This window comes from Streptosporangium sp. G12, assembly GCF_052983175.1.
The window spans coordinates 21,617-46,398 of the sequence record NZ_JBRIQO010000018.1 but is presented as its reverse complement, the minus strand read 5'-3'; the positions used below and the strand labels follow the sequence as shown (position 1 = coordinate 46,398).

Below are 24,782 nucleotides of genomic sequence, written 5' to 3'. Positions count from 1 at the left end.
AACGGGCTTGTCCCTTCCCGGAAGGAGGCCTACTGTCTGACTTGTTGACCAGATTTCATAATTGGTCACGAAGTCAGAGTGATCAGAGTGAGAGGTGCCGGAGTGGCGGAGCGAGCAGGGCAGGCCGACGGGCGCGCCGACCGGATCCTCGACGCGGCGGCCGAGCTGCTGGTGCGCCTCGGCTACCGGAAGGTGACGATCGAGGACATCGCCCAGCTGGCGGGCATCGGCAAGGGCACGGTCTACCTGCACTGGCGTACCAAGCAGCAGCTGTTCGAGGCCGTGCTGCTGCGCGAGTCCATCGCCTATGTCGAGGAGCTCCTCGACGGGCTGCGTCGGGATCCGGCGATGCTGCTGCCGCACCGCTTCGTGTCGGAGTCCTTCCTCATGGTTGGTGACAGGTCGGTGCTGCGGGCGCTGTCCGAGGCGTACGTGCAGCAGAGGCAGGGCAGGTTCGCCGACGCCTTCCTGCACAGCCAGGAGCTGCTCGCCTCCGAGCGGTTCTACAACGCGATGATCCGGCACGGCCTGTTCCGCGACGACGTGCCCAACCTGTCGTACACGCTGAGCGCGATGATGATGGGGTTCCACCTCCACGACGCCGAGAACCTGATGGGCGTCGAGGTGGACACGCGGGCCAAGGCCGAGTCGATCTCGTTCATCGTCAGGCACGCCTTCGAGCCGCCCGAGCCGCCGGAGCCCGAGGAGCTGGCCAAGGCCGCCTCAGAGGTCATCGCCGTCTTCGAGGCCCTGATCCCGCCCTACCGCACCTGGATCTACGCGCACGACCGCACGCACGAGCCCGGCTGACCCCGGACCCGTCCCGACAGAAAGGCGGACCATGACCACCATCGCCGACACATGGGGCCTGCACGAGGGGCACTTCTGGCTGCGCGGACGGCACCCGGACCAGCCGGTGACCTTCGACGCCGCCACCGGCATGTGGAACGTCTACGGCTACCCCGAGACGCTGCGGATCCTCGGCGATCCGAAGACCTTCTCCTCCGACACCGGCCGCGTGCTGCCCAGCCTGGAGATGAGCAGCGAGGGCATGCTGACGCAGATGGACCCGCCCGAGCACGGCAAGCTGCGCAAGCTCGTCAGCCACGCCTTCACCCCGAAGGTCGTCGCCGACCTCGAACCGCGGATCGCCGAGCTGACCCGCGAACTGCTCGACGAGGTGGCCGACCCGGGCCGCCTGGAGCTGGTGACCGACCTCGCCTACCCGCTGCCGGTCATCGTCATCGCGGAACTCCTGGGGGTGCCCGCCGGCGACCGCCACCTGTTCAAGCAGTGGGTGGACAAGATGTTCGTGAACACCCAGCAGTTCTCGCTCGTCGACCAGAGCGAGGAGCAGGAGCGCAGCGTCGCGGTCGCCATGGAGCAGTTCAAGCACCTCGCCGACTACATCGGCGAGCACGCCGACGAGCGCAGACGCCACCCGCGCGCCGACCTGCTCACCAAACTCGTCGAGGCCGAGGTCGACGGCGAGCGTCTCACCCAGGCCGAGGTGGTGAACTTCGCGAACATCCTGCTCGTGGCCGGGCACATCACCACCACCATGTTGCTGGGCAACACGGTGGTATGCCTGGACGCCCATCCCGAGCAGTTCGCCCGGGTTCGCCGGGACCGGTCGGCGATCCCCGCCGCCATCGAGGAGTCCCTGCGCTTCTTCAGCCCGTTCGCGGCCGTCGGCCGGGTCACCAACACCGACGTCGAGCTCGGCGGGCAGCATGTCCCCGCCGACCAGCTCCTCATGGTGTGGATCGCGGCGGCCAACCGCGACCCGAGGCAGTTCGCCGGCCCCGACGTCTTCGACCCCTCCCGCGACCCCAACCCCCACCTCGGCTTCGGCCGGGGCATCCACTTCTGCATCGGCGCGCCGCTGGCACGTCTGGAGGGCAAGGTCGCGCTCAACCTCCTGCTCGACCGCTTCCCCCACCTGCGCACCGACCCGGACGAGCCGCCGCGCTTCATCCCGAGCCCGAGCATGACCGGGGTGCGCAAGCTGCCGCTGCTCACCTCCGGTTCCTGAACGAGGCTGTTCCGCCGCTCCCGCGGCTGCCAGGCTTCGTCATGTGACGAAAGCGGCGGTACTGCGAGCCGGCTGGTGGCGGGTCGTCGTGAGGGGCCTCCTGCTCCTCACGACGGTCGCCGCCGCCTGGTGTCTCATCGGTTTCCTGCTGGCCCTCGACTCGTTGTGGTGGTGGTTGCTGGGGCTGGTCCTCTCCTCCGTCCTGGCCGTCGGTCCCGCCATGGCGCTGAAACGGATCTCCGAGGGCGTCCCCTGGGCGATCTGGGTGGCGGTGCCGCTCCTCGCCGTGCTGGCGTCCACCTGCCCTTACCTGCCAGGTGACCACTACCTGCGCGCCTACGGCGAGCCGGTGACCACGACCGTCGCGGAACGAACGTGGATCGATCTCCGGAAGGGGGCCGACCACTACGAGTACGTCCTGCGCCTGCCGGACGGGCGGCCGCTGGAAAAGAGAATCGAGACCTTCCGGTACGACGACCCGCTGAAGGTCGGGGCGCCGGTCGAGATGCTGGTGGATCCCGACGGGGTGTTCGAGGCCCGGGAGGTCGAGGACCGGGGCTTCGTCGGAACGCTCACCCCGGTCGTGGGAGGCGCGATCGTGCTGCTGACGGTCCTGCTCAGCGTGCTGGGCGAGCTGCGGCGCCGAAGCATGCCTCCCGGCGGGGTCACCGCCGCTCCGAAGGCCGAGGTTCCCGCGAGAACGAGTCCCCGCCTCGTGGAGTTCGCCGGGGCCGCCAGGCCCAGGAGGCGGTCACACGGCTCGGGAAGGTCTCGTAGCAGGCGCCGCTGAGGTTCGGCGGCCCCGCCCACGCGGGCGTCACCTCGGTCACGGCTCGGGAAGCCTTGTGGAGGGCGCCGCTGAGGTTTTTCGGCGCGGCCGTGCCCGCGCGACGCCATGCCGGCGCGGGCGTCACCTCGGTGGCGGCAGCTCTCCCGAACCGCGGACGACGAGCTCGACCGGCACGGTCACCTGCTGCCTCGGGCGCGCGGGATCCCGCAGCCGGTCGAGCAGGAGCTCCACCGCCGCGCTGCCGAGGCGGCCGACGTCGTAGCGGACCACGGTGATCCCCGGGTTGAGGACCCCCGCCATCTCGAAGTCGTCGAAGCCGACGAAGGCCGGGCGGGGACCCGGATGGTCGCGCAGGGCCTGTACGAGGCCGAGCGCGGCGCGGTTGTTGGTCGCGAAGAACGCGGTCGGCGGATCGGGCAGCGCGAGCAGCCGCCGTACCTCCTGCTCCACCCGCCAGGGGTCGAACACGCCGGTCACGCACAGCGCCGGGTCCGCGGCGACCCCGGCCGCGCGCAGCGCCGCGCGGTGCCCCTCGGCCCGGGCGTGCACCGAGCTCAACGGGTCGTTGTCCGAGATCAGGGCGATCCGCCGGTGGCCGTACGCGAGCAGGTGCTCGGTGGCGATCCGGCCGCCCGCTCCGGCGTCGAGGAGCACGGTGTCCACCTCCGCCATCCCCTCGGGCACGCGGTCGACGAAGACCGCGGTGAGCCCGCTCGCGACGTACTCCGCCAGCCAGGCGTGGTCACCGGCGGTCGGGACGATGACCATGGCGTCCACGCCCCGCCCGTACATCGTCTCGATGATCATGACCTCGCGGTCGGCCCGCTCCTCGTAGCTGCCGAACACCACCAGGGCCTCGTGCGCCGAGGCGGCCGACTCCACGGCCTTGGCGAGCCGCGAGTAGAACTCGTTGGAGATGTTCTCGATCACCAGGCCCAGGGTGAGGACCGAGCCGCCCCTGGCCAGCCGGCTGGCGGCCTCGTTGCGCCGGAACCCCAGCGTCGTGATCGCGTCCTGGACGCGTCGCACCACGTCCTGCCGTACGTGGGGCTCCTGGTTCACCACCCGGGAGACCGTCTTGAGGCTGACCCCCGCGTGGCGCGCGACGTCGGCCATCGTGGTCCTGCGAGGGCTCATCCCCATCCTTTTCCCGGACTGGTCGGACTGATCTTCCGGAACATGTTGTACCTTGCGCAGTCATGTACGAACACATCGACGACAACTGGATCTGCAGCCGGTACGGCGAGGACGAGCCCTGGATGCTCGGCGCGGTCAACCCGCCGGTCTTCGAGAGCTCCCTGTTCACCTTTCCCACGGCGGGGGCGCTGTCCGGGAGCCTCGCGGCCGAGGACGAGAACTACGTCTACTCGCGCGGCACCAATCCCACGGTGGACCTGCTCCAGCGCAAGCTCGCCGCGCTGGAGCGGGCGGAGCGGGCCAAGTGTTTCGGCTCCGGCATGGGCGCCATCGCCGCGACGATCTCCTCGCTGGTCTCCGCGGGCGACCACGTGATCGTGCTCGGGGCGGTCTACGGTCCGACCACCCAGTTCCTCCGCTACCTGCAGAAGTTCGGGGTGTCGTATACGACGGTGCACACCGATAATCCTGCCGCTCTTGATAGCGCTGTCAAGCCGAACAGCCGGATGCTCTACCTGGAGTCACCCTCGTACATGCGCTACGGGGTCATCGACATCCGCGCCTTCGCCGAGTGGGCGCGCGGCCGCGGCCTGACCACCGTGATGGACAACACCTGGGCGACGCCGATCTTCCAGAAGCCCCTCACGATGGGGGTCGACCTGGTCGTGCACTCGCTGTCCAAGTACATCGGCGGCCACAGCGACCTCGTCGGCGGCGTCGTGGCGGGCCCGGCGCGCCTGGTCAGGCCGCTGGCGCTGACCGAGTACCAGCTGTACGGCGCCGCGCTGTCCGCCCACGAGGCGAGCAAGGCGATCAAGGGGCTGCGGACCCTGCCGATCCGCATGGCGGCACACCAGGAACGCGGGCTGCGGGTGGCGGAGTTCCTGGTCAAGCACCCCGCGGTCCGGGCGGTCAACCACCCGGGCCTGCCGGGCCATCCGGGGCACGAGCTCGCGAGCGCCCAGATGACGGGCTTCTCCAGCGTCTTCAGCGTCGAGCTGGACACCGAGGACGTCGCCGAGGTGGGCCGGTTCGTGGACGCGCTGCGGCACTTCCGCATCGGTGTGTCGTGGGGCGGTTACGAGAGCCTGGTCAACGCGCCGGCGCTCACCACGCTGGACTCCGTGCGCGCGACCATGGAGATCCCGGTGGGACTGGTCCGTCTCTCGGTGGGGCTGGAGGACCCCGCCACGCTGATCGCCGATCTCGCGAACGCCCTGGAGAAGTCTTGACGGACCACTGAGGGCTCCGTAGCATCCCCGTCATCCAGAGTTGTGACAGCGCTGTCAAAGGCACTGCCCTCCGTTGAGCCAACCCCGTTGGGGAGACCATGAGAACACCCCCCAGGTTCGCCGCCCTGATGGTCGGCGTGCTGACCATGACACTGGCCGCCTGCGGCGCCGACGACGCCGCAGGCACGGTCAGGCTGCGCATGATCGAGAGCCTGACCAGCCCGGACCGCACCAAGCTCCTCAGGAGCCTGATCACCGACTTCGAGCGGCAGAACCCGGGGGTCAAGGTCGAGCTGATCTCGCCGCCCCTGGAAAGCGCCGACCAGAAGATCACCCAGGTGCTGCAGACCAAGAAGGGCGTGGACGTCCTGGAGGTCCGCGACCACACCGCCAAGTCGTTCTCCAACAACGGCTGGCTCGCCGAGCTCCCGACGCAGGGCTGGCCCGGCTGGGGCGAGCTGACCGAGCTCGCCCAGAAGAAGGCCGTCGAGGTGGGCGGCAAGCCGTACCTCATCCCCTACGGCTTCTACGAGAAGGTGCTCTTCTACCGCTCGGACTGGCTGCGCGAGGCCGGCGTCGCGCAGCCGCCCGCCACCTGGCAGGAGTTGCACGACACCGCCAAGCGGCTCACCGACAAGGGCAAGCGCCGCTACGGATACTCCTTCCGCGGCGGCAAGGGCGGCTTCGACTACGCCGTCCTGATCGTCAGCGCCTTCAACGGCGACAAGGTGGACCCGGAGAAGTCGTTCTTCCTCAAGGACGGTAAGACGATCTGGTCCACGCCGGAGGCCGCGCAGGCCATGGACCTGTTCGTCCGGCTGTTCAAGGAGGCGTCACCCGCCGACTCGGTCTCGTGGAGCTTCCCGGAGATGGTGCAGGGCTTCACATCCAACGTCACCGGCATGCTCGTCCAGGACCCCGAAGTGATCAAGACGATCCAGGAGAGCGGCGTGCCCAAGAACGGGTGGAGCGCCGCGCCGATCCCGAAGGGTCCCGGCGGGTACGCGCTGCAGCCCGTCGGGTACGCCGGCTGGGGCGTGACGTCCTTCAGCACGTACAAGAACGAGGCGACCAAGCTCGTCCAGTTCCTCAGCGAGAGCGCGCAGAGCATCAAGTTCGCCAAGGGCAACTCGCTCATCCCGATCGCCAAGGCCGCCGCTCAGGACCCCGAGTTCTCCCAGGGAGCCTGGAAGGCGTACCTGGACGCCCAGCAGGACGAGAAGCAGGTGATCACGATCCGGCCGGTCGACTACCCGGGCTGGAGCGAGTGGCAGCAGGCCGCAGACAAGGACATCCAGTCCCTGCTGACCGGCGGCAAGACGGCCGCGGACGTCCTGGGCGGCTGGGACGCGTTCTGGACGGATCAGGCCAAGAAGAAGACATCGTGACGGTGGTCGAGAAGACCGGGTCGCGCGGGCGGGCCACCGAACGCGCGACCCGGCCCGTCTTCGACGCCAGGCGGGCCCGCTTCATCGCGCTCTGCCTGCTGCCCGGGGTCGTGTTCGTCGCGGTGTTCACGTACTACCCGATGATCCGGGGCGGCGTGCTCGCGTTCCAGCGCTACAACCTGTTCGACCTGACCTCCACGCCGTTCGTCGGGCTGGAGAACTTCCGCGCCGTCCTCGGCGACGACCAGTTCTGGACCGCGCTGGCCAACACCGGGATCTGGGTGGCCGTGTCCGTGGTGTTCCAGCTCGTGCTCGGCTTCGGCCTCGCCCTGCTGCTGCGCGAACACTTCCGGGGTCGCGGGCTCTACCAGGCGTGGGTCTTCTTCCCCTGGGCCATGTCGGGCTTCCTCATCGGCCTGCTGTGGCGCTGGATGTTCAACGGCGAGTTCGGCGTCGTCAACGACCTGCTGATCAAAACCGGCCTGGCCGACGAGCCGATCCCCTTCCTCTCCTCGCCCGGCTGGGCGATGGCCTCGATCATCATCGCCAACGTCTGGTACGGCGTGACGTTCTTCGCCATCATGATCATCGCGGCGCTCCAGTCGGTGCCCCGCGAGCTGTACGAGGCGGCGGACGTCGACGGCGCCTCCCGCTTCCGGCAGTTTCGCCACGTGACGCTGCCGGCGATCCGGACCACGCTGGTGCTCATCGTCCTGCTGCGGGTCATCTGGATCCTCAACTTCCCCGACCTCATCTACTCGATGACCGGTGGCGGTCCCGCGGGAAGCACGCACATCGCCACGACCTACCTCATCGAGCAGGTGCAGAACGGCGACTACGGCAAGGCCGGCGCGGTGGGGATCTTCACCCTCGGGATCCTGCTCTCGTTCAGCATCTTCTACCTCAACGCCACCCGGTTCGAGAAGGCGAGGGACTGACCCGTGAGCCGCCCGGCCCCGCTGCCCGCCCGGATCGCGAAGGCCGTGGTCCTCGGCGTCTGGCTGCTGATCACCGTCTTCCCGCTCTACTGGATCCTGATCACCTCGCTGAAGCCCACCTCGGAGATCTTCGCGGTGCCGCTGCGCTATCTCCCCGGCAGCGCCACGCTGGACCACTACCGCGAGCTCTTCTCCTTCGCCTCGTTCGGGACGTATCTCGGCAACAGCCTGATCGTCTCGCTGGTCTCGGCCGCGGTGGTCACCGCGACCGGGATGCTGGGCGGCTACGTGCTGGCACGCTTCCACTTCCCGGGGCGCGGGGCGCTCATGCTCGCCTACCTGGTCACCCAGATGATCCCGCTGTTCATCGCGCTGGGCCCGCTGTACCTGATGATGTCCGGGTTCGACCTGCTCAACCGGCTGAGCGGGCTGATGCTCGTCTACGTCGCGATGCTCGTCCCGTTCTCGACGATCATCATGCGCGGCTTCTACGAACGGGTCCCCGCGGCGCTCGAGGAGGCGGCCATGGTCGACGGCTGCTCACGGCTGACGGCGATGGTGCGCGTGGTGGTGCCCGTCATGCTGCCCGGGATCGCCGCCACCTTCATCTTCGGCTTCGTGCAGTGCTGGAACGAGCTCTTCCTGGCGATCGCCTTCATCGACAGCGAGGAGACCAAGACCATCCCGGTCGCGATGAACTCGTTCATCACGCAGTACGACATCGACTGGGGCCCGATGGCGGCCGCGACGGTGGTCTCGGTCATCCCGACGCTCGTGCTGTTCTCCTTCGCGCGCCGCTACATCGTGGAGGGCCTGACCTCGGGCGCGGTCAAGGGCTGACACCACCCGTGCCGTCCTCCCGGCACGTCACGCGCCGGGAGAGCGTGACGGTCAGAGCTTGCGGCCCACCCCGACGTAGCCGATCGAGGTGTTCCGCTCACCGATCAGGGGCGGGCCGACGGGGCGCCAGTCCTGGGGGAACGCCAGACCGGGCTCGGCCAGCTCGTAGCCGTCGAAGAAGCGGGCGATCTCCTCGTGCGTGCGCAGGCTCAGCGCCTCGGTGGCCCGCTTGTAGACCTCCAGCGCCTCCGGCGTGCTGTCGGGGCTGGCGTCGATCGCGTGGCTGAGAACGAGGTGACTGTCCGGCGCGCTCGCCTCGCGCAGCCGCTGGATGATCTCGTACGCGCCCGCGCCGTCGGGGTTCTCGTCCGGGACGAAGTGCAGGATGGCGAGCAGCAGGAACGCCACGGGCCGGTCGAGGTCGACGTGTTCGCGCAGCTCGGCCAGCAGCGTCTCCGGGTCACGCACGTCGGCCTGCACGACGGTGACGTTGTCGCCCTTCCCCAGGATCGCCCGGCTGTGCGCGCACACGACGGGGTCGTAGTCCACGTAGACCACGTGGGTGTCGGGCGCGACCGCGTGCGCGATCTCGTGGGTGTTGCCCCGGGTGGGCAGCCCGGAGCCCAGGTCCACGATCTGCCGGATACCCGATTCGACCAGATGGCGTACGGCACGCGCGAGGAACGCCCGGTTCTCCCGCGCGGAGTCGCGGGTATCGGGGAAGAGCTTCAGGATCTGCTCGGCCGCGGCCCGGTCGGCGGCGAAGTTGTCCTTGCCGTCCAGGTAGTAGTCGTACATCCGGGCGACGTTGGGCACACTCGGGTCAACCCCGGCCGGCGAAGCCTGATCATCCACGGTTTCTCCAGACTTTCCAGCTTTTGTCTGGGTTTGATCTTAGAGAGTCTTTCACGTTCTGGCAGCGAGATGAGGCGATCATCACCCTGATTCGCCGTCACCCGGCCGGAGGAGATCGACCCCGCCGACCCTCGCCCCGCCCGGCGGATGGCATGCGACACCCTCGCCGTCCGAGGTCGACCGACCCCTCTGACAACGAGTCACAAGTGGTACGGGCGATTATCACAGCGGCCATTGATTCGGTGTTGGGCGGAACGTATGTTCCTCTCACCATCCGAGTACGCCTCATGTTTAGGGGACCCTCCTAATGCATGCACGTCTCCGGCGGGTGATCATGGCGGCCTCCGGGTTGTCGCTGGTCCTCGCGTTGGCATCCCCCGTCGTGCCCGCATCCGCTGCCGCGTCCGAAACCGTGTCCGAAACCGCGTCTGAAACCACGGCGGCCGTTCTCCCTCCCGACGACTACTGCCTCGGCGAGTGCTCCGACATCCTGCCCCCGGGGCAGAACGGCAACGCCACCCTGGCCGGGATCCTCGCCCACCAGACCCTGGGCACCAAGCCGAGACACAGCGACGACCAGCTCGGCAGGTACGCGAACCTCCTGTCCGGCTACACCGGCCTGACCAACGACCAGATCGCCGACTTCTTCAACGACGCCTCGTTCGGCGTCCCCGCGGGACAGGTGGAGAGCACCACGAGCCCGCGCTCGGACGTGACGATCGTCCGCGACAGGGCGACCGGTGTCCCGCACATCACCGGGACGACCCGCGAGGGCACGATGTTCGGCGCCGGGTACGCGGGCGCGCAGGACCGCCTGTGGGTGATGGACCTGATGCGGCACGTGGGCCGCGGCGAGCTGACCCCGTTCGCCGGCGGCGCGCCGGGCAACCGGGCGCTGGAGCAGAGCGCGTGGCGCAACTCCCCCTACACCGAGGCGGACCTCCAGGCGCAGATCAACAGGGTCAGGGACTCCGGCCCCCGGGGCGCGCAGCTCTACACCGACGTGCAGAACTACATCGCCGGTGTCAACGCCTACATCGACCGCTGCATGGCGGACCGCAACTGCCCCGGCGAGTACGTCCTGACCGGGCACCTCGACGCGATCACCAACGCGGGCGGCCCCGTGGACTTCACCATGACCGACCTCGTCGCGATCTCCGGCGTGATCGGCGGCCTGTTCGGCGGCGGCGGCGGGGCGGAGATGCAGTCCGCGCTGGTGCGGGTCGCGGCCCGCGCCAAGTACGGCACCGCGGCCGGCGACCAGGTCTGGGCGGCGTTCCGGGCGCAGAACGACCCGGAGACGACGCTCACCCTGCACAACGGCCAGAGCTTCCCGTTCGGCGACGCGCCCGCCGGAGCCACCGGGGTCGTCCTCCCCGACCCGTCGACGGCGCCGGTGGACATCACCGCGAACGAGACCGGCTCGGCCACCTCCCCGGCTTCGGCATCGGCCCAGAAGGGCGTGCTCGACGGACTGCTCGTCGACAACTCCAAGCCCGGCATGTCCAACGCCGTGGTGGTCTCGGCGGCCAAGTCGGCGACCGGGAACCCGGTCGCGGTGTTCGGCCCGCAGACGGGCTACTTCGCCCCCCAGCTGCTCATGTTGCAGGAGCTCTCCGGACCCGGCATCCGGGCGCGCGGCGCCGCCTTCGCCGGGCTCAACCTCTACGTGCTGCTCGGCCGGGGCACCGACTACGCCTGGAGCGCGACCTCCAGCGGCCAGGACCTCACCGACACCTACGCCCTCCAGCTCTGCGAGCCCGGCGGCGGCGCGGTGACCACGGCGTCCGACCACTACATCTACCGGGGCGTCTGCACGGAGATGGAGACGCTGAGGAAGACCAACTCGTGGAAGCCCACCGTGGCCGACTCCACCGCGCGAGGCTCCTACGACCTCGTCGTCCAGCGCACGAAGTACGGCCTGGTGAGCTGGCGCGGCACCGTCGGCGGGCAGCCCACCGCCTTCACCACGCTGCGGTCGACGTACCATCACGAGGTCGACTCGGCGATCGGCTTCCAGATGTTCAACGACCCGGCCCAGATGGGTGACCCGGCGGCGTTCACGAACTCGGCCTCCACCATCGGCTTCGCGTTCAACTGGTTCTACGTCAACTCCAGGGACTCGGCGTACTTCATGTCGGGCAACACCCCGGTCAGGTCCGCGGTGTCCGACCCGAACCTGCCGATGACGGCCGACGCGGCCCACGAGTGGGCGGGCTTCGACCCGGCCGCCAACACCGCGACCTACACGGCCCCCGCCACCCACCCGCAGGCGGTGAACCAGGACTACTTCGTCAGCTGGAACAACAAGCAGGCCAAGGACTACGGCGCCGCGGACGGCAACTTCAGCTTCGGGCCGGTTCACCGGGCCGACCTGCTGGACGCCCCGATCAAGGCGGCCCTGTCGGGAGGCGGCAAGCTCGACCGGGCGGGCACCACGAAGATCATGGCCGACGCCGCCGTGACCGACCTGCGCGGCAAGAAGGTCCTGCCCGACCTGCTCCGGGTGATCGACAGCGCGGCGGTGACCGACCCGGCCCTCGCCTCGGCGGTCGCCAAGCTGTCGGCCTGGACGTCGGCGGGCTCGCGGAGGCTGGAGACCTCGCAGGGCAGCAGGGCGTACGCCCACGCCGAGGCGATCCGCGCGTTCGACGCGTGGTGGCCCAAGCTGGTCCGCGCGCAGTTCAGGCCCGGGCTGGGTGACGGTCTCTACCAGTCGATGGTCAACGCCATCCAGATCAACGAGTCACCCTCCGGCCACCAGCAGGGCGACCCGTCCACCCTGCCCACCTCCGCGAACGAGGCCCAGGCGCACAAGGGGTCGGCGTTCCAGTACGGCTGGTGGGGCTACGTGAGCAAGGACGTCAGGAGCGTGCTCGGCGACCCGGTCTCCGGGCCGCTGCCCGCCAGGTACTGCGGGAACGGCACGGTGGCCGGCTGCCGCACCGTGCTGCTGGAGAGCCTGGCGGCGGCGCTCGCCGAGCCCGCGACCACGACCTACCCGGCGGACGACGTGTGCTCGGCGGGCGACCAGTGGTGCTCCGACGCCATCGAGCACTCACCGCTCGGCGGGATCACGCACTCGCTGATCTCCTGGCAGAACCGGCCGACCTACCAGCAGGTCGTGTCGTTCCCCGCCCACCGGGGCGAGGCGATCGCCAACGTGGCGGAGGGCAGGAGCGCCAGGGCGTCGAGCACCCAGCTGTTCCACCCGGCGAGCAGGGCCGTCGACGGCGACCCGACCACCCGCTGGTCGAGCTCGTCCAGCGACAACCAGTATCTCCAGGTCGACCTCGGGGCGGCCACGACCGTCTCCAGGGTCCTGCTGCGCTGGGAGGCGGCCTACGGGGCCGCGCACTCGATCCAGACCTCGGCCGACGGCTCCACCTGGACCACCGTCCACTCCACCACCGCCGGAAACGGCGGGGTGGACAACGTGAGATTCACCCCGACCAGTGCCCGCTACGTCCGCATGCAGGGTGTCACGCGCGGCACGTCGTACGGCTACTCCCTCTACGAGCTGGAGGTCTATCCCCGCTGACACAGAGGGTGGGGGAGGGCGGTGACCGTCGCCGCCCTCCCCGCCGCTCAGGCCGTGGCCAGCGGGTTGGCGACCGTCACGTACCCCGCGGAGCGGTCCGCCGAGCGCGCCCACCGGACCGACAGGTTGGCCTTGGCCGGCAGCGGTGCCCCCGACAGCAGGTCCGACAGCGGCCGGGGCCATCCGCGCGACGCCGCGTACTCCGCCAGCACCTCCCCGGCCACCGCCCACAGCTCCCGCGTGGACCGGGTCCCCGCGAGGGAGGCGGCGATCTCGACGAGGTGGTTGACCATCAGGCAGTAGACCACCCGGTTCCAGCCGGAGGCAGCGTCGTAGGTGAGCGCCTCGGCGACCCGGCCGGGCAGCCCGGACAGGTCGTGCCGCCCGGCGACGAGCTTCGTGCCCTCCAGGTCGCGGAAGACGGCCTCCACGGGCAGCCCCTCCGCGTCCACGCCGATCAGGACGTTCTGCAGGTGGGGTTCCAGCACCACGCCGTGGCCGAGGTAGGCGTCGAGCACCGGCGGCGCCACGCGTTCCACGTATGCCCGCCACCAGCGCACCGGATCGGCCACCGGCCACCCGGCCATGGTCGGCGCGCCGCCCGGTGCCGGATCCGCCATACCCGGCACGTCGCCCGGCACCGCGCCGGCCCCCTGCCGCCCGGCGGCCAGCGCGCCGCTCAGCAGCGGGGTCACCCCCGGCCTGCAGACCGACCACGGGCTCATCCGGACGATCACACCGAGCCCTTCCAGCAGCCGGGTGCCCAGCTCCGCGGAGCGGTAGCCCGGTTCCGGCAGCCAGCGGGTGCCGGGGAAGGCGGCCGCCAGGTCGAGGAACACCGGTTCGAGGCGACGGCTCAGCTCGACCGCGCCCGCCAGCTCGTACCAGGAGTTCTTCCGCACGCAGTTGGTGATCCGCACGTCCAGGCTGAACTTCAGGCACCGGTCGATCAGCGGCTCGTAGACCGTGCGGACCGACGACGTGGGAACCGCCGTCCGGGAGCTGTCGCCCAGGTCGACCAGACGGCCGTCGGCCAGCGGCGCGGCCAGGTCCGCCGCGAGCAGTTCCAGCTGCCACGGGTGCGCGGGCAGCAGCGAGTAGCCGGGCGGCGCCTGGCCGAGCTCGTCGAGCGCGCCGGTGTCACCCGCCCCGGCCAGCACGTCGTCCCTGACCCCGAGCAGCCGCAGCGGGAAACTCGCGTGCGCCTCGGGCGCGTAGCGCAGCCAGCCCTCGCCGCCGCGTGCCTTCGGGCTGGGATGGAACGGGTGCCCGAAGACCAGCGCCTGCTCCGAGGCCAGCCACGGGTCTGCGGGCGGCGGGACCTCCCACCGGGCCGCGATCAGCGTCGCCAGGGCGTCCCTGCTCGCGGCCACCTGGGCGCCGAACTCGTCGTTGCCCTCGTCCTCGCCCTCACCCTCGCCGAGTTCGGCCTCCACCAGCCGGACGAGCAGGTCCGCCGAGAGCGGCTGCCAGGAGTCGTTCTCCAGCCACTCGGGCCGCCCTTCGAAGCGCAGCGCGAGCCCGCCGTGCGTACGCGCCCGCAGGCGGGTGCCCGCGACGCGCAGCAGCACGTACGGTTCCTCGTACCCGACCTGCCCGCGAGGTCCCGCGATCTCCCTTACGCAACAGCGCAGCAGCGCCGACACCGAGGCCTCCTCGGCGATGGCGACGGCGGGTGAGTCGAGGGCGAGGCTCGTCATGTCGTCCTTTGCGTGATCTGGGTGGGCTGGCGGAGGTAGTTCGGCCCGCTCGTGCCGTAGAACTTGTTCACGTCCCGCGCACCGGTGCGCGCCTTGTCCACCAGGGTTCCGGCGGTGATCATCGATTTGCCGACGAGCCGGGCCGCGTCGAGGGTCCTGGCCCGCAGCAGCCTGGCCATCGGATCCTCCCCGTACGCGTCGAGCGCTTCGGCGAGCGTGCCGCGGACCAGCTCGAAGGCCGTCGGCGGCGGCAGCGCGCCGAACGTCACGGCGGCGGCGGCCAGGTGCAGGGTGATGGTCACGAACACGTCGGCGAGCGCGTGCGGGTCGTCGGTGAACATCCGCGCGTCGGCGAGGTCCGGCACCGCGAGCCCCGCGTCCCTCAGCCTGTCGGGCGAGGTCAGCAGGCCGTCGTTGTCCTTGACGAGCAGCCGTACGACCCCCTCGCCCGTGGCGCCGTCACCCGTGGCCTCCCCGCCGCCGAACACCAGCGAGAGGTTCTGCTGGTGGGCCTCCAGCGCCGTGCCGTACCTGACGAAGAGCCGCACGTGGAAGCGGAACAGCACCCGCAGGTACCGGCCGAGCAGCCGGGCGACGTCCCCGCCGGACCATCTTCCCGCGAGCTCCTCCACGACCAGCCCGCCCCCCGGCAGCGGCGCCGTCAGCGCCGCGACCGGGACGACCACCCCCGCGGGGTGGCGGCGCAGGAGCCAGCCCAGGTACTCGTGCCCGGCGTGCCCGTAGGTCTGCTCGTCGGCCAGGAGCACCTCCGGATCGGGCATGGCCCGCAGGAGCAGCTCGGCCCGCGCCCCGTCGGCGAGCGTGTCCGGTTTGAGGGACCTCCGGTTGCGCAGCCCGAGGGTGCTGGTGGTCAGCGGCAGCTTCAGGTGCGTGCCCGGGGCGATCTCGACCGTGCGCATCGACAGCGTGGGCCTGACCTCCAGGCGCGCCAGCGGGGCCACGACCGTCCCCGGGATCTCCTCGACCGCGGGGACCGTCAGCGGGTGCACGGGGAACAGCACGTGGGTCTCCGCGAGCTCCGCGGCCAGGCCGACGGCGGGGAATCCGGGCGCCCCCGGCAGCTCCGCCCCGGTGAGCCGCTCCCGCGGCACCGCGGCCCAGCGCAGCTCGAAGGAGGGCGCGAACTCCGGCGCGTACGCGGTCAGATCCTCGTCGGACAGGCCGATCCGGCACCGGGCCGTCGGGTAGACGGGATGATCGACGAACGCGGCCAGCGTCTCGTACCACATGCCGTCGCGTCCGCTCCCGCCGCCCGTCGCACGCCCGCTCGCGCCCGTCGCACGTTCGCTCCCGCCGCCCGCGGCAGGCCCGATTCCGCTTTCTGCCGTATGCCCGCTTTCCTGGCCCTGGTCCGGTGTACGCGTGAGGCCGGGGCGAGCGGCGGGGCGTACGGCGGCGACGGTGGCGTCCAGCCTGGCGAGCACCTCCTCGCGATGGAGGTCGTGAAGGTCGAGGGCGCGCAGCGCCTCGCGGCACTCCGTGACGAACGACTCGACCCCGGCGGCGTCGGCGGGAGCGGAGATCTCCCGCAGGGCGCTCAGGACCTCTTCCAGGCGCAGTGCCTCCTCCGGGGCCGCCACGAAGTCCTGGAACAGCGAGCCGGGGGTCAGCCGGACCCGCCTGCCCCCGGGCAGGACCAGCGCGACGCCGTCCTTGCTGCGGGTCACCCGCCCGGCCAGGCCGCCGTAGTCCTCGCGCAGGAGCGCGTTCAGCACCCGGGTGGCGAGGTATCGTTCCCGCCCGCTCACGGGGCCTGCGCCGTTCACGCGGTCACTCGCGGCTCCCCGGGTCACGCGGTCGCCCGTGGAACCCCGGTCCACGCGGTCGCCCGTGGACTCCCGGCTCATGCGATCACCCACGGGTTCTCCGCGGTGAAGGCCGCGACGGCCGCGTCCACGCGTGCCCGGTCGGGGCCGATCGCGCGGACGATGCCCATGTAGTCGCGGTTGGTGTTGCTCAGGTCGATCCGATCGCCCACGGCGCGCAGCGGCCGGTGCCAGATCCGGACCGGATCGCCGGGCGCGGGGACGATCGTTCCGGGAGACCTCACCACGGTCCCCGGGCGGTCGGCGACCAGGCTCAGCGCGGTCGCGTGTCCCCCCACCCGGTCGGGGAGCCTCGGTTCGGCCCCGAGATGCACCCTGAGAACGATTTCGAACAGGGGCGCGTCCAGCATGCTCGCCAGCAGGAAGTCGCAGTGGTCGCCGATCACCCGGTAGTTGACCTCGACGATCCGCGGCCCGGCCGGGGTCATCACGTACTCGGTGTGGCAGGCCCCGAACCCCACCCGCAGCGCCTCCAGCGCCCGCAGCACGTGGTCTCGGCCGGGAGGCGGCTCCCAGTCGAGCCTTTCCTCCACGAAGTGCGGCAGCGGTCCCAGGGTGGTGCGGAAACCGCCGAGCACCCTGATCCGCTCGCCGTCGCCGAGCGTCTCCATCGTGTGCAGCGGCCCGTCGAGATACTCCTCCACGACCAGCGTCTCTCCCGGCCGCCTGTCCCTGATGGCCGCGACGGCCGTCGCGAGCTCGCCCGCGTCGCGGACCAGCACGACGTCCTCGCTGGCCACACCCTCGCGCGGCTTCACGACCGCGGGGAACGGCATGCCGGCGGGCGGTGGGTCGGCCGGCGCCAGCCGCGCGGAACGGACGGTCTCGACTCCGGCGGCGGCCAGTCGCCGCCGGGTGAGCGCCTTGTTCTTGGTGTCGACGCAGGCCCGCCAGTCCTTGCCGGGGAGACCGAAGTAGGAGGCGGCGAGCGCCGTCTCCGCCTGGATGTGGTCGGAGTTCGAGAAGATCGCGTCCGGGACGCGGTGGTGCGCGACGGCGTCGATCACGGCCCGCGCGTCGCGCACGTCGCAGCGGAGCACCTCCGCCCCGGAGTCGCGGTACCGCTCGGGGCGGTCGGTGAGGATCGTGACCTCACAGCCGAGCGCGCGCGCCGCCGGGAGGAAGCCGTCGGTGACCGAGTCGGTCGGCTTGAGCGCGGTGAGGTACAGCCGCAATGCAGGGACCCCCGATATCAGGCAAGGCTAACCTAACTCGGCGATCCTAGCCTGAGGCCGATCAGCACGCGGAGGCGATCGGCCTATTGACAGTACATGTCCGTGTCGTCCGATGATGAGAGTCTTCTCATCTCCATCCCAGCCTGATCTCCCATGACGGCGCCTAGCGTGGACGCCATGAGCCGCAGGACGTCAACCGTCAGCATGGTGATCGGGATACTCGTCACCGCGGTCGCGATGTTCGCGGTCGTGGTGCTGGTCCAAGGCAGTCCGGGCAGCCTCGGAGAGGCCGTCGTGGTCGACGGGGAACGGGCCGAGGAGACGGCCGAGACGGGCACCGCGCAGCCGCGGTCCTCCGGAGACTCCACGGCACCGGCCGGCCCAGGAACCTCGAACGCCTCCGGGGCGCCCGGCGACCAGGAGGCGCGGGACGGCCGGACGCCCCCGGGGCCCGCGACCTCCGGCGAGCCCGGCGCGTCCCGCCTGGCCGGAAGGGAGCGGGCCGAACGGGTGCAGCCCCCACCGCCACCACGAGGCGGGGGAGACGACGACGGCGGCGATGACGGCGGTGGCGATGACGGCGACGACTGAGACGGCGACCGGGACGGCGACCGGGACGGTGACGGCCGGAACGGCGGCGGCAGAGGCGACGGCCGGGCGGTGAGCGCACGGACCCGCATCGTGGGTTGGACGCTCGCGGTCGTCGCCCTCGCCCTGAGCGTCTCGGTGTTCGCCACCTGGACCATCCTGCTGGTCAGGCTCGAGGACCGGGTGAACGCCGAACTGGCCAACGAGGTGGAGAAACTCCACTGGTACGCGAAGAACTCGACCGCCTCCCCGCCGGAACTGCTCCAGGAGTACCTGAAGGTCAACGCGCCCGATCGCCACGAGACCTTCTTCGTGATCCTCGACGGGAAGGTCCGCTGGCGTACGTACGCGGAACCCCCGGCCGTGCTGGACACCGACCGGGCGCTGGTGGCGCGGATGGCCGCCGCGACCGAACCCACCTGGGACTGGGCCCCCAGCACCGCCGGGCTCGTCCGCTGGGCGGTCGCACCCGTGATCGCCGACGGCGAGGTCGAGGGCGCCTTCGTGGCCGTCGTCTTCTACGACCTCGAACGCCGCGAGGTCGTCGAGGCGGTCCGCGTGCTCGGCCTCACCGCGCTGGCGGCGCTCCTCCTGGCCGGGGCGGGCGGATGGTTCGTCGCGGGAAGGGTCCTCGCCCCCGTGCGGCTGGTCCGCCGGACGGCGGAGCGGATCGGCGGCTCCGGCGATCTCAGCCGGCGCCTCACCGTCTCCGGCGACGACGACGTCTCGGCGCTGGCCGCGACCTTCAACCACATGCTCGACCGGCTGGAACGCGCCTTCGCCGTGCAGCGCGACTTCCTCGACGACGCCGGGCACGAGCTGCGCACCCCGATCACGGTCGTCCGCGGCCACCTCGAACTCATGGGCGACGACCCCGAGGAGCGGGCCGCCACCCTTGCCCTGGTCACCGACGAGCTGGGGCGGATGAACAGGATCGTCGACGACCTGATCATGCTCGCCAGATCGGAGCAGCCGGGCTTCCTCACCCTCGGTGAGGTCGAGCTCGCCGATCTCACCGTCGAGGTCGTGGCCAAGGCCCGCGCGCTGGGAGAGCGTCGCTGGCGGGTGGACGAGGTGGCCGAGGAACAGGTCACGGCCGACCGGCAGCGCCTCACCCAGGCGCTGATCCAGCTCGTGGCGAACGCCGTGCGGCACACCGGTCCCGGCGACCTGATCGCGGTCGGTTCCGCCGTACGGGAAGGCAGGGTGGAACTGTGGGTGCGCGACACCGGTCCCGGCGTGCCCGCCCAGGATCGCGAACGGATCTTCAACCGCTTCGTCCGAGGCGCGGGCCGCACCGGGTCGCACGACGGCGCGGGGCTCGGTCTCGCCATCGTCCGCTCCATCGCCGAGGCGCACCGGGGCACCGCGCGGGTCCGCGCGGCCGACGAGGGCGGGGCGCTCTTCCTGATCTCCTTCCCGTACGAGGAGATCCCCGCGACGCTCTCGTACGAGCACTGATGTCCCCGTACGAGGAGAACCCCCGATGTCCTTCCACGCCGCACGGTGTGGAAGGCGCGACCGTGACAGTCCCCCGAGGGAGGAACCGAGGGTGAACCGCATCCTGATAGCCGAGGACGAGGGCCGGATCGCGTCCTTCCTGGAGAAGGGCCTGAGAGGCAACGGGTTCACGACCACCGTCGTCGCGGACGGTGTCGCGGCGTACGAGTACGCCCGTGCCGGTCGCTTCGACCTGATGATCCTGGACATCGGGCTTCCGCTGAGCGACGGCTTCACGGTCCTGCGACGGCTCCGGCAGGAGATGGCGACCATCCCCGTGATCATCCTCACCGCCCGCGACAGCGTCGCCGACACCGTCGCGGGTCTTGAGGGCGGAGCCGACGACTACCTCGCCAAGCCCTTCTCCTTCGAGGAACTGCTGGCACGGGTACGGCTCCGCCTGCGCCCGGAGCGCGTCCCGGAGACGACCGTCCTGCGCGTCGGTGACCTCGCCCTGGACCTGCGGACCCGGCGGGCTCACGTGGGCGAGCGCTCCGTCGACCTGTCCACCCGCGAGTTCGCCCTCGCGGAGATCTTCTGCCGCCACCCCGACCAGGTTCTCACCCGCCAGCAGCTGCTCAGCCACGTGTGGGGGTTCGACTTCGACCCCGGCTCGAACGTGGTGGACGTCTACGTCCGCTACCTGCGCCGCAAGCTGGGAAACCAGCGGATCGAGACCGTCAGGGGGTCCGGCTACCGCCTGCGAGTCCGGTGAGAGTCCTCTCATCCCGTGCTCATGATGGGTCCACCGGCCACCGGAAATCTGGAGTCATCCGCACAGAAGGTGCGCAACGACTTTCAGGAGGGCCAGATGAGCCTGGTACTACGGCGGACCCTGCTCGCCATCGCGATCACCCTCGGACTCGGGACCACCGGCGTCCTCGCCGGTGTCCCGGCGGCCCAGGCATCCGCGTTCCCGGTTCCGCCCACGGCGGTCGCCAACGTCGCGGACGACGACGATGACGATGACGATGACGACAGAGGTGGTGATGACGACGACGGCGGTGACGACGACCGCGACGACCGCGATGACGGCGATGACCGCGATGACAAGGACGACCGGCGAGCCGGACCCGCCGACGACCGGGACGACGACCTCCCCCGGGGCGGCGTGGAAACCGGCCAGGGCAGCACGTCGCGCGATGACGATGACGACGACGACGATGACCGGGCGCCCGCCGGTGGCGTGGACACGGGCCAGGGCGGTACGTCGCGCGATGACGATGACGACGACGATGACCGGGCGCCCGCCGGTGGCGTGGACACGGGCCAGGGCGGTACGTCGCGCGATGACGATGACGACGACGATGACCGGGCGCCCGCCGGTGGCGTGGACACGGGCCAGGGCGGTACGTCGCGCGATGACGATGACGACGACCGTGCTCCGGCCGGTGGGGTGGAGACCGGGTTCGGTGGGACGGCCGAGAAGGAGGGCGTGCCGCTCTGGGTGCCGGCGGGACTGGCCGGTGCCGGGCTCCTGGCGGGCGGCGGCTTCTGGTTCAGCCGCCGATCCACCTCGGGGAGCTGACCGTGCGGACTCCCGGTGCCCTCGTGGCGGCTCTCTCCACTCTCTCCGCCCTCGTGGCCATGACCGCGTGCTCCACCGAGGTCGCCGCGCACAGCGCCCCTACAGCCTCCACGGCTTCCACGGTCTTCACCGCCGCCCAGGTCGTACGACCTCCGGCCAGGGGTGAGGTCGCCGACCCGGTGCGGCTCCGCGTCCCGGCGATCGGGGTCTCCACCGCGGTGATCGCGCTGAAGCTGGACGCGAGGAACAAGCTGGTCGCTCCGGTGCGCTTCGACAGGGTGGGCTGGAACAAGGCCGGTCCCGAGCCCGGCGAGGCCGGTGCGGCGGTCATCGCCGGGCACGTGGACTCCAGAACGGGACCCGCTGTCTTCCACCGGCTCGGGAAGCTCCGTCCGGGACACCGCGTCCACGTCGACAGGGCCGACGGAAGCACGGTGACGTTCACCGTCCGGCGCCTGGCCCGCTTCCCGAAGAGCCGGATCCCCGACAGGCAGGTCTACGGCTCCGCCAAGGGAGCCGAGCTGAGGCTCATCACCTGCGGCGGGACCTTCGACCGCGAGCGGCGCAGCTACCGTGACAACGTGATCGTGTTCGCGAGCTGACGGCTCGGCGCCCCGGGGGCAGCCGGGTGGAGCGTGCCACGAGAGGCGCGGGTATCGGGAGAGAGGTCCCGGTACCCGCGCCTGCGTCGTGTTCCCGTCCCTGGGTCCCCGGTCGCACCTCGGCTCGTGCCGGAGGAGCCTGGAAAAAGCCGGGGGAGCCCGGGGAACCCCGGACCGGGGGAAGCGGGAACGGGGAGAGGGAGGAGGGAAAAGCCGGTGATGTGCTGGAACGCGTACCGCCCGCTCCCGCCCGTACGCCGGGAAGGGCGGAGAGGGTCCCGTCCGGCGGCATAGTATGTGCACTCGGTTGGGGAGGCGGAACAGCGTGGAGATCACGGCGCAAGAAGGACTGTTGGGGCCGCTGCTGCTCGCGCGCAGTGCCATCGACCGGTCGGCGGTGCTTCGCGGCGACGCCGAATGGCTCGAAAGGACCTGGGCGGACACCGCGACCAGGGTCGTGGTCGTCGACGACGGGCAGGCGCTGGTCCGGCGCAGTGGCGGAGAGGTCAAGCTGGTCCTGCTGTCCACGGCCGACGCGCCGGAGGGGGAGCGCTACCTGCTCGGTGTCGACGCCGAGGGCGTCGCCTACTTCGCCGTGGCCGCGCCGCTGGCCGACAGCGTCCACAACGGTTCCTTCACCCGGATCGTCTCCCCGCTGGCCCCCTCGGAGCTGGCGGAGGACCAGACCCTCACCGCGGGGCTCCGCCAGGTGGGGTCGTTGCTGGGCGACCTGGACGCCGGGCTGCTGGTGTACGCGGTCGCCCTGGACGCCTGGCACTCCACCCACGAGTTCTGCCCCCGGTGCGGGAGCGGCACCGAGGTGCGCGCGGGCGGGCACGTGCGCGTCTGCCCCAAGGACGGCAGCCAGCACTTCCCCCGGGTCGACCCCGCGGTGATCATGCTGATCCACGACGACGATGACAGGTGCCTGCTGGCCAGGGGGCCGCAGTGGCCGGAGGGGCGGCTGTCGGTGCTGGCCGGGTTCGTCGAGCCGGGCGAGTCGCTGGAGCACGCCGTGGCGCGCGAGGTGGCCGAGGAGGTCGGTGTGCGCGTCGCCGAGCCGCGCTACATGGGCAGCCAGCCCTGGCCGTTCCCGCGCAGCCTGATGCTCGGCTTCTTCGCGCGGGCCACGTCGACGGAGTTCGTCCTCGACCCCGAGGAGATCGCCGAGGCTCACTGGTTCAGCCGCGCCGAGCTGCGGGCCGCGACGGAGAGCGGCGAGGTGCGCCTGCCGTCCGAGGTGTCGATCGCCCGCAGGCTCATCGAGACCTGGTACGGCGAACCGCTGACCGGCGACTGGTGACCCCGCCCGCCGCGGGGAGGCCTCATCACCGACCGGCAGCCGACCAGCCGTCCTGGGCGGGGCCGTCCGGGTGGAGGCCGTCCCGGCAGACGGGAGCCCCGGTGTCCGTGGAGGCGGAACCGGGGCTCGGGTGTCGCGGGGGAGCGGCTACACGCTCGCGCCCGCCAGGATGCGCTTGAGTTCGATCACCGAGGGGTTGGTCCTGACGATCCGGCCGGTGGGGGAGTCGACCACGACGGTGGGTACGACCTGGTTGCCGTTGTTGACGCTCATGACGAACGTGGCGGCGTCCGGGTTGCTCTCGATGTCGACCTCGTTGTAGGAGATCCCCTCGCGACTGAGCTGGCTCTTCAGTCGCTTGCAGGGGCCGCACCAGGTTGTGGTGTACACAGTCAGCGCCATGTCGTGAGAAATCCCCTCATGTGATGTCCGGCGCCATTGGCAACAAAGCGAGGGCCGTTCATCTTCCCGATGAGCCGTTCATCTTCCCGGTGAGAGCAGCTTCTCCGCGACCCACTGCTGAACCCGCTCCGCCACGCCGGGCAGCCGGTAAAGAGGCGCGCTGTGCTCGATGCCGGGCTCGGTGACGATCGTCACCGGCACGCCGACCTGGCGCAGGTGCTCCTTGAGCTGCTTGCCGTGCTCCGGCGACACGAACTCGTCCTCCGAGTGCACGACCAGCATGGGCGCGTCACCGCGGCTCGCGTGCCACGGGACCTCCATGCTCGCCCATACCCGGGCGCACTTGCCGGTGGGCTCACAGCCTCCGGCGAGCTTGATGGCCGACTCGCGCAGCTTGCGCTTCTCCAGGTCGAAGGTGTCGGCGCCCTCGGTGTACGCCGTGAGCGGGGAGATCACCGGGGAGATGCCGACCACACCGCGCAGACCGGACAGGCGGCTCTTGTAGGTGCCCGCCGCACCGGCCAGATGGCCTCCGGCGGAGAAGCCGACGATCACGTAGTTGTTCGGGTCGAAGGACCACAGCGCCGCGTGCCGCCGCGCGGTGGCGATCGCGTCGAGGGTGTCGGTGCGCTGGGCCGGCCAGGAGGCGTCGGTGGAGAGGCGGTAGTTGATGTTGAAGACGACGTAGCCCTGCTCGGCGTAGCTCCGGCTTATCTCGGTCATGTACTTCTTGTCACCCGACGACCACCAGCCGCCGTGGATCAGGAAGACGCCGGGCCGCTTCAGCTCGTCGGTCTGGTACCAGACGTCCATGCGCTGGCGAACGTGCGGGCCGTACGTGACGGTGTTGACGACGGTGCCCTGGGTCAACGGGTCGGGCTCCGCCACCGGAGGGGGTGTCGGGTTGCCCTCGCGGGCCCTTCCCGTGCCGCTCTTCGAGGTACCGGTCTTCCCCGCGCCGACCTTCCCGGCCTCGGTCGCGTCGGCTCCGGCGGCCCTGGTCTCGGCCGCGTCCGCAGAGGTCCTGCCGGCACCGGTCCTGCTGACACCGGCCACCCCCACGCTGGCCACCCTCACGCTGGCCCTCGCCGTGCCGTACGTGCCGGTGTCCGCCCTGTCCGCTCCGGACCTCGCCGTACCGGTCCTGGCCGTGTCGGTGGTCCCTCCGGCGCCGGCCTTCGCCGGGCTGGGCGTACCGCTGGGCTGGGCTGGAGTCGAGAGCACGTGGGCATGCGCGGTCGTGTACACCACCGCGGGTCCGATCATCGCCGCCGCCAGGGCGAGCGCACCCACGGTTACCCCAGTTCGCACGGGCCTCTTCCTTCCCCGGAATCGTTCGGCCCCCATTGTGGAGTAAAAAGCCCGCTTTGTGCATCTCGAC

At 70.8% G+C, this 24,782-nt stretch carries 21 protein-coding genes; 14 read left to right on the top strand and 7 right to left on the bottom strand.

The window, feature by feature from the left end; translation table 11 throughout:
* The first annotated feature begins 102 nt into the window (after window positions 1-102).
* The 3 genes from ACVCAG_RS26385 to ACVCAG_RS26375 are packed head-to-tail and all read left to right on the top strand — an operon-like array spanning window position 103 to window position 2,825.
* Window positions 103-810 (top strand): TetR family transcriptional regulator, encoded by a 708-nt coding sequence (locus ACVCAG_RS26385; RefSeq protein WP_440085495.1) that lies wholly within the window; start codon window positions 103-105, stop codon window positions 808-810.
* A gap of 31 nt (window positions 811-841) precedes the next feature.
* Entirely contained in the window at window positions 842-2,035 is a 1,194-nt protein-coding gene (locus ACVCAG_RS26380; RefSeq protein ID WP_440085494.1) for a cytochrome P450, read from the top strand.
* 43 nt (window positions 2,036-2,078) lie between these two features.
* Window positions 2,079-2,825 (top strand): hypothetical protein, encoded by a 747-nt coding sequence (locus ACVCAG_RS26375; RefSeq protein WP_440085493.1) that lies wholly within the window; start codon window positions 2,079-2,081, stop codon window positions 2,823-2,825.
* Between the two features lie 120 nt (window positions 2,826-2,945).
* Here ACVCAG_RS26375 and ACVCAG_RS26370 read toward each other — a convergent pair whose 3' ends face one another.
* Window positions 2,946-3,962: a substrate-binding domain-containing protein gene (locus ACVCAG_RS26370; RefSeq protein WP_440085492.1), complete on the bottom strand. Its 1,017-nt coding sequence runs from the start codon at window positions 3,960-3,962 to the stop codon at window positions 2,946-2,948.
* A 62-nt stretch (window positions 3,963-4,024) separates the two neighbouring features.
* Between ACVCAG_RS26370 and ACVCAG_RS26365 the strand changes: the two genes are divergently transcribed.
* The 4 genes from ACVCAG_RS26365 (at window position 4,025) to ACVCAG_RS26350 (ending at window position 8,360) form a co-directional block, all read left to right on the top strand.
* Complete coding sequence (locus ACVCAG_RS26365; protein ID WP_440085491.1) at window positions 4,025-5,194, top strand: PLP-dependent transferase; 1,170 nt, start codon at window positions 4,025-4,027, stop codon at window positions 5,192-5,194.
* A gap of 98 nt (window positions 5,195-5,292) precedes the next feature.
* Complete coding sequence (locus tag ACVCAG_RS26360) at window positions 5,293-6,582, top strand: extracellular solute-binding protein (RefSeq protein WP_440085490.1); 1,290 nt, start codon at window positions 5,293-5,295, stop codon at window positions 6,580-6,582.
* Window positions 6,579-7,520: an ABC transporter permease subunit gene (locus tag ACVCAG_RS26355; protein WP_440085489.1), complete on the top strand. Its 942-nt coding sequence runs from the start codon at window positions 6,579-6,581 to the stop codon at window positions 7,518-7,520. The genes ACVCAG_RS26360 and ACVCAG_RS26355 overlap by 4 nt, the downstream gene beginning before the upstream one ends.
* 3 nt (window positions 7,521-7,523) lie before the next feature.
* Window positions 7,524-8,360, top strand: a complete 837-nt coding sequence (locus ACVCAG_RS26350; RefSeq protein WP_447190472.1) for a carbohydrate ABC transporter permease — start codon at window positions 7,524-7,526, stop codon at window positions 8,358-8,360.
* 51 nt (window positions 8,361-8,411) lie between these two features.
* Here the strand turns inward: ACVCAG_RS26350 and ACVCAG_RS26345 are convergent, their stop codons facing one another.
* Entirely contained in the window at window positions 8,412-9,215 is an 804-nt protein-coding gene (locus ACVCAG_RS26345) for an SAM-dependent methyltransferase (RefSeq protein WP_440085487.1), read from the bottom strand.
* A 307-nt stretch (window positions 9,216-9,522) separates the two neighbouring features.
* Between ACVCAG_RS26345 and ACVCAG_RS26340 the strand changes: the two genes are divergently transcribed.
* Window positions 9,523-12,756 (top strand): penicillin acylase family protein, encoded by a 3,234-nt coding sequence (locus ACVCAG_RS26340; protein ID WP_447190471.1) that lies wholly within the window; start codon window positions 9,523-9,525, stop codon window positions 12,754-12,756.
* Window positions 12,757-12,803: 47 nt separating this feature from the next.
* Here ACVCAG_RS26340 and ACVCAG_RS26335 read toward each other — a convergent pair whose 3' ends face one another.
* Genes ACVCAG_RS26335 through ACVCAG_RS26325 form a run of 3 tightly spaced genes read right to left on the bottom strand, consistent with a single transcriptional unit; the run spans window position 12,804 to window position 17,478 of the window.
* Window positions 12,804-14,456: an IucA/IucC family protein gene (locus tag ACVCAG_RS26335; RefSeq protein WP_440085485.1), complete on the bottom strand. Its 1,653-nt coding sequence runs from the start codon at window positions 14,454-14,456 to the stop codon at window positions 12,804-12,806.
* Entirely contained in the window at window positions 14,453-16,336 is a 1,884-nt protein-coding gene (locus ACVCAG_RS26330) for an IucA/IucC family protein (RefSeq protein WP_447190470.1), read from the bottom strand. The genes ACVCAG_RS26335 and ACVCAG_RS26330 overlap by 4 nt, the downstream gene beginning before the upstream one ends.
* On the bottom strand, window positions 16,321-17,478 hold the full coding sequence (locus ACVCAG_RS26325) for an ATP-grasp domain-containing protein (RefSeq protein ID WP_440085483.1): 1,158 nt from the start codon (window positions 17,476-17,478) through the stop codon (window positions 16,321-16,323). The genes ACVCAG_RS26330 and ACVCAG_RS26325 overlap by 16 nt, the downstream gene beginning before the upstream one ends.
* A 177-nt stretch (window positions 17,479-17,655) precedes the next feature.
* Here ACVCAG_RS26325 and ACVCAG_RS26320 point away from each other — a divergent pair, with 177 nt between their 5' ends.
* From ACVCAG_RS26320 to nudC, 6 genes are all read left to right on the top strand, one after another.
* The gene (locus tag ACVCAG_RS26320; protein ID WP_440085482.1) at window positions 17,656-18,069 is read left to right on the top strand and encodes a hypothetical protein; all 414 of its coding nucleotides are present in this window, start codon (window positions 17,656-17,658) and stop codon (window positions 18,067-18,069) included.
* Between the two features lie 69 nt (window positions 18,070-18,138).
* Window positions 18,139-19,527: an ATP-binding protein gene (locus ACVCAG_RS26315; RefSeq protein WP_440085481.1), complete on the top strand. Its 1,389-nt coding sequence runs from the start codon at window positions 18,139-18,141 to the stop codon at window positions 19,525-19,527.
* Window positions 19,528-19,618: 91 nt separating this feature from the next.
* Window positions 19,619-20,281: a response regulator transcription factor gene (locus ACVCAG_RS26310; RefSeq protein ID WP_362837064.1), complete on the top strand. Its 663-nt coding sequence runs from the start codon at window positions 19,619-19,621 to the stop codon at window positions 20,279-20,281.
* Between the two features lie 96 nt (window positions 20,282-20,377).
* Window positions 20,378-21,094 (top strand): hypothetical protein, encoded by a 717-nt coding sequence (locus ACVCAG_RS26305; RefSeq protein WP_440085480.1) that lies wholly within the window; start codon window positions 20,378-20,380, stop codon window positions 21,092-21,094.
* A 2-nt stretch (window positions 21,095-21,096) separates the two neighbouring features.
* Entirely contained in the window at window positions 21,097-21,696 is a 600-nt protein-coding gene (locus ACVCAG_RS26300; RefSeq protein ID WP_440085479.1) for a class F sortase, read from the top strand.
* A 325-nt stretch (window positions 21,697-22,021) separates the two neighbouring features.
* Window positions 22,022-22,999: an NAD(+) diphosphatase gene (nudC, locus tag ACVCAG_RS26295; RefSeq protein ID WP_447190469.1), complete on the top strand. Its 978-nt coding sequence runs from the start codon at window positions 22,022-22,024 to the stop codon at window positions 22,997-22,999.
* Between the two features lie 147 nt (window positions 23,000-23,146).
* On the opposite strand, the gene ACVCAG_RS26290 is transcribed toward nudC, so the two are convergent.
* Window positions 23,147-23,401 carry a glutaredoxin domain-containing protein gene (locus ACVCAG_RS26290; protein WP_440085477.1) on the bottom strand — a complete coding sequence of 85 codons (255 nt, stop codon included), beginning with the start codon at window positions 23,399-23,401 and terminating at the stop codon, window positions 23,147-23,149.
* 78 nt (window positions 23,402-23,479) lie between these two features.
* A complete protein-coding gene (locus ACVCAG_RS26285; RefSeq protein ID WP_440085476.1) occupies window positions 23,480-24,712 on the bottom strand; it encodes an alpha/beta hydrolase fold domain-containing protein in 1,233 nt (410 codons plus the stop codon).
* Window positions 24,713-24,782 lie beyond the last annotated feature (70 nt).

Bases quoted from the DNA above. Each gene is read 5' to 3' on its own strand.
- ACVCAG_RS26320 (WP_440085482.1), top strand. From the start codon at position 17,656: ATGAGCCGCAGGACGTCAACCGTCAGCATGGTGATCGGGATACTCGTC.
- ACVCAG_RS26290 (WP_440085477.1), bottom strand. From the start codon at position 23,401: ATGGCGCTGACTGTGTACACCACAACCTGGTGCGGCCCCTGCAAGCGA.
- ACVCAG_RS26380 (WP_440085494.1), top strand. From the start codon at position 842: ATGACCACCATCGCCGACACATGGGGCCTGCACGAGGGGCACTTCTGG.
- ACVCAG_RS26340 (WP_447190471.1), top strand. From the start codon at position 9,523: ATGCATGCACGTCTCCGGCGGGTGATCATGGCGGCCTCCGGGTTGTCG.
- ACVCAG_RS26360 (WP_440085490.1), top strand. From the start codon at position 5,293: ATGAGAACACCCCCCAGGTTCGCCGCCCTGATGGTCGGCGTGCTGACC.
- ACVCAG_RS26335 (WP_440085485.1), bottom strand. From the start codon at position 14,456: ATGACGAGCCTCGCCCTCGACTCACCCGCCGTCGCCATCGCCGAGGAG.
- ACVCAG_RS26365 (WP_440085491.1), top strand. From the start codon at position 4,025: ATGTACGAACACATCGACGACAACTGGATCTGCAGCCGGTACGGCGAG.
- ACVCAG_RS26370 (WP_440085492.1), bottom strand. From the start codon at position 3,962: ATGAGCCCTCGCAGGACCACGATGGCCGACGTCGCGCGCCACGCGGGG.
- ACVCAG_RS26305 (WP_440085480.1), top strand. From the start codon at position 20,378: ATGAGCCTGGTACTACGGCGGACCCTGCTCGCCATCGCGATCACCCTC.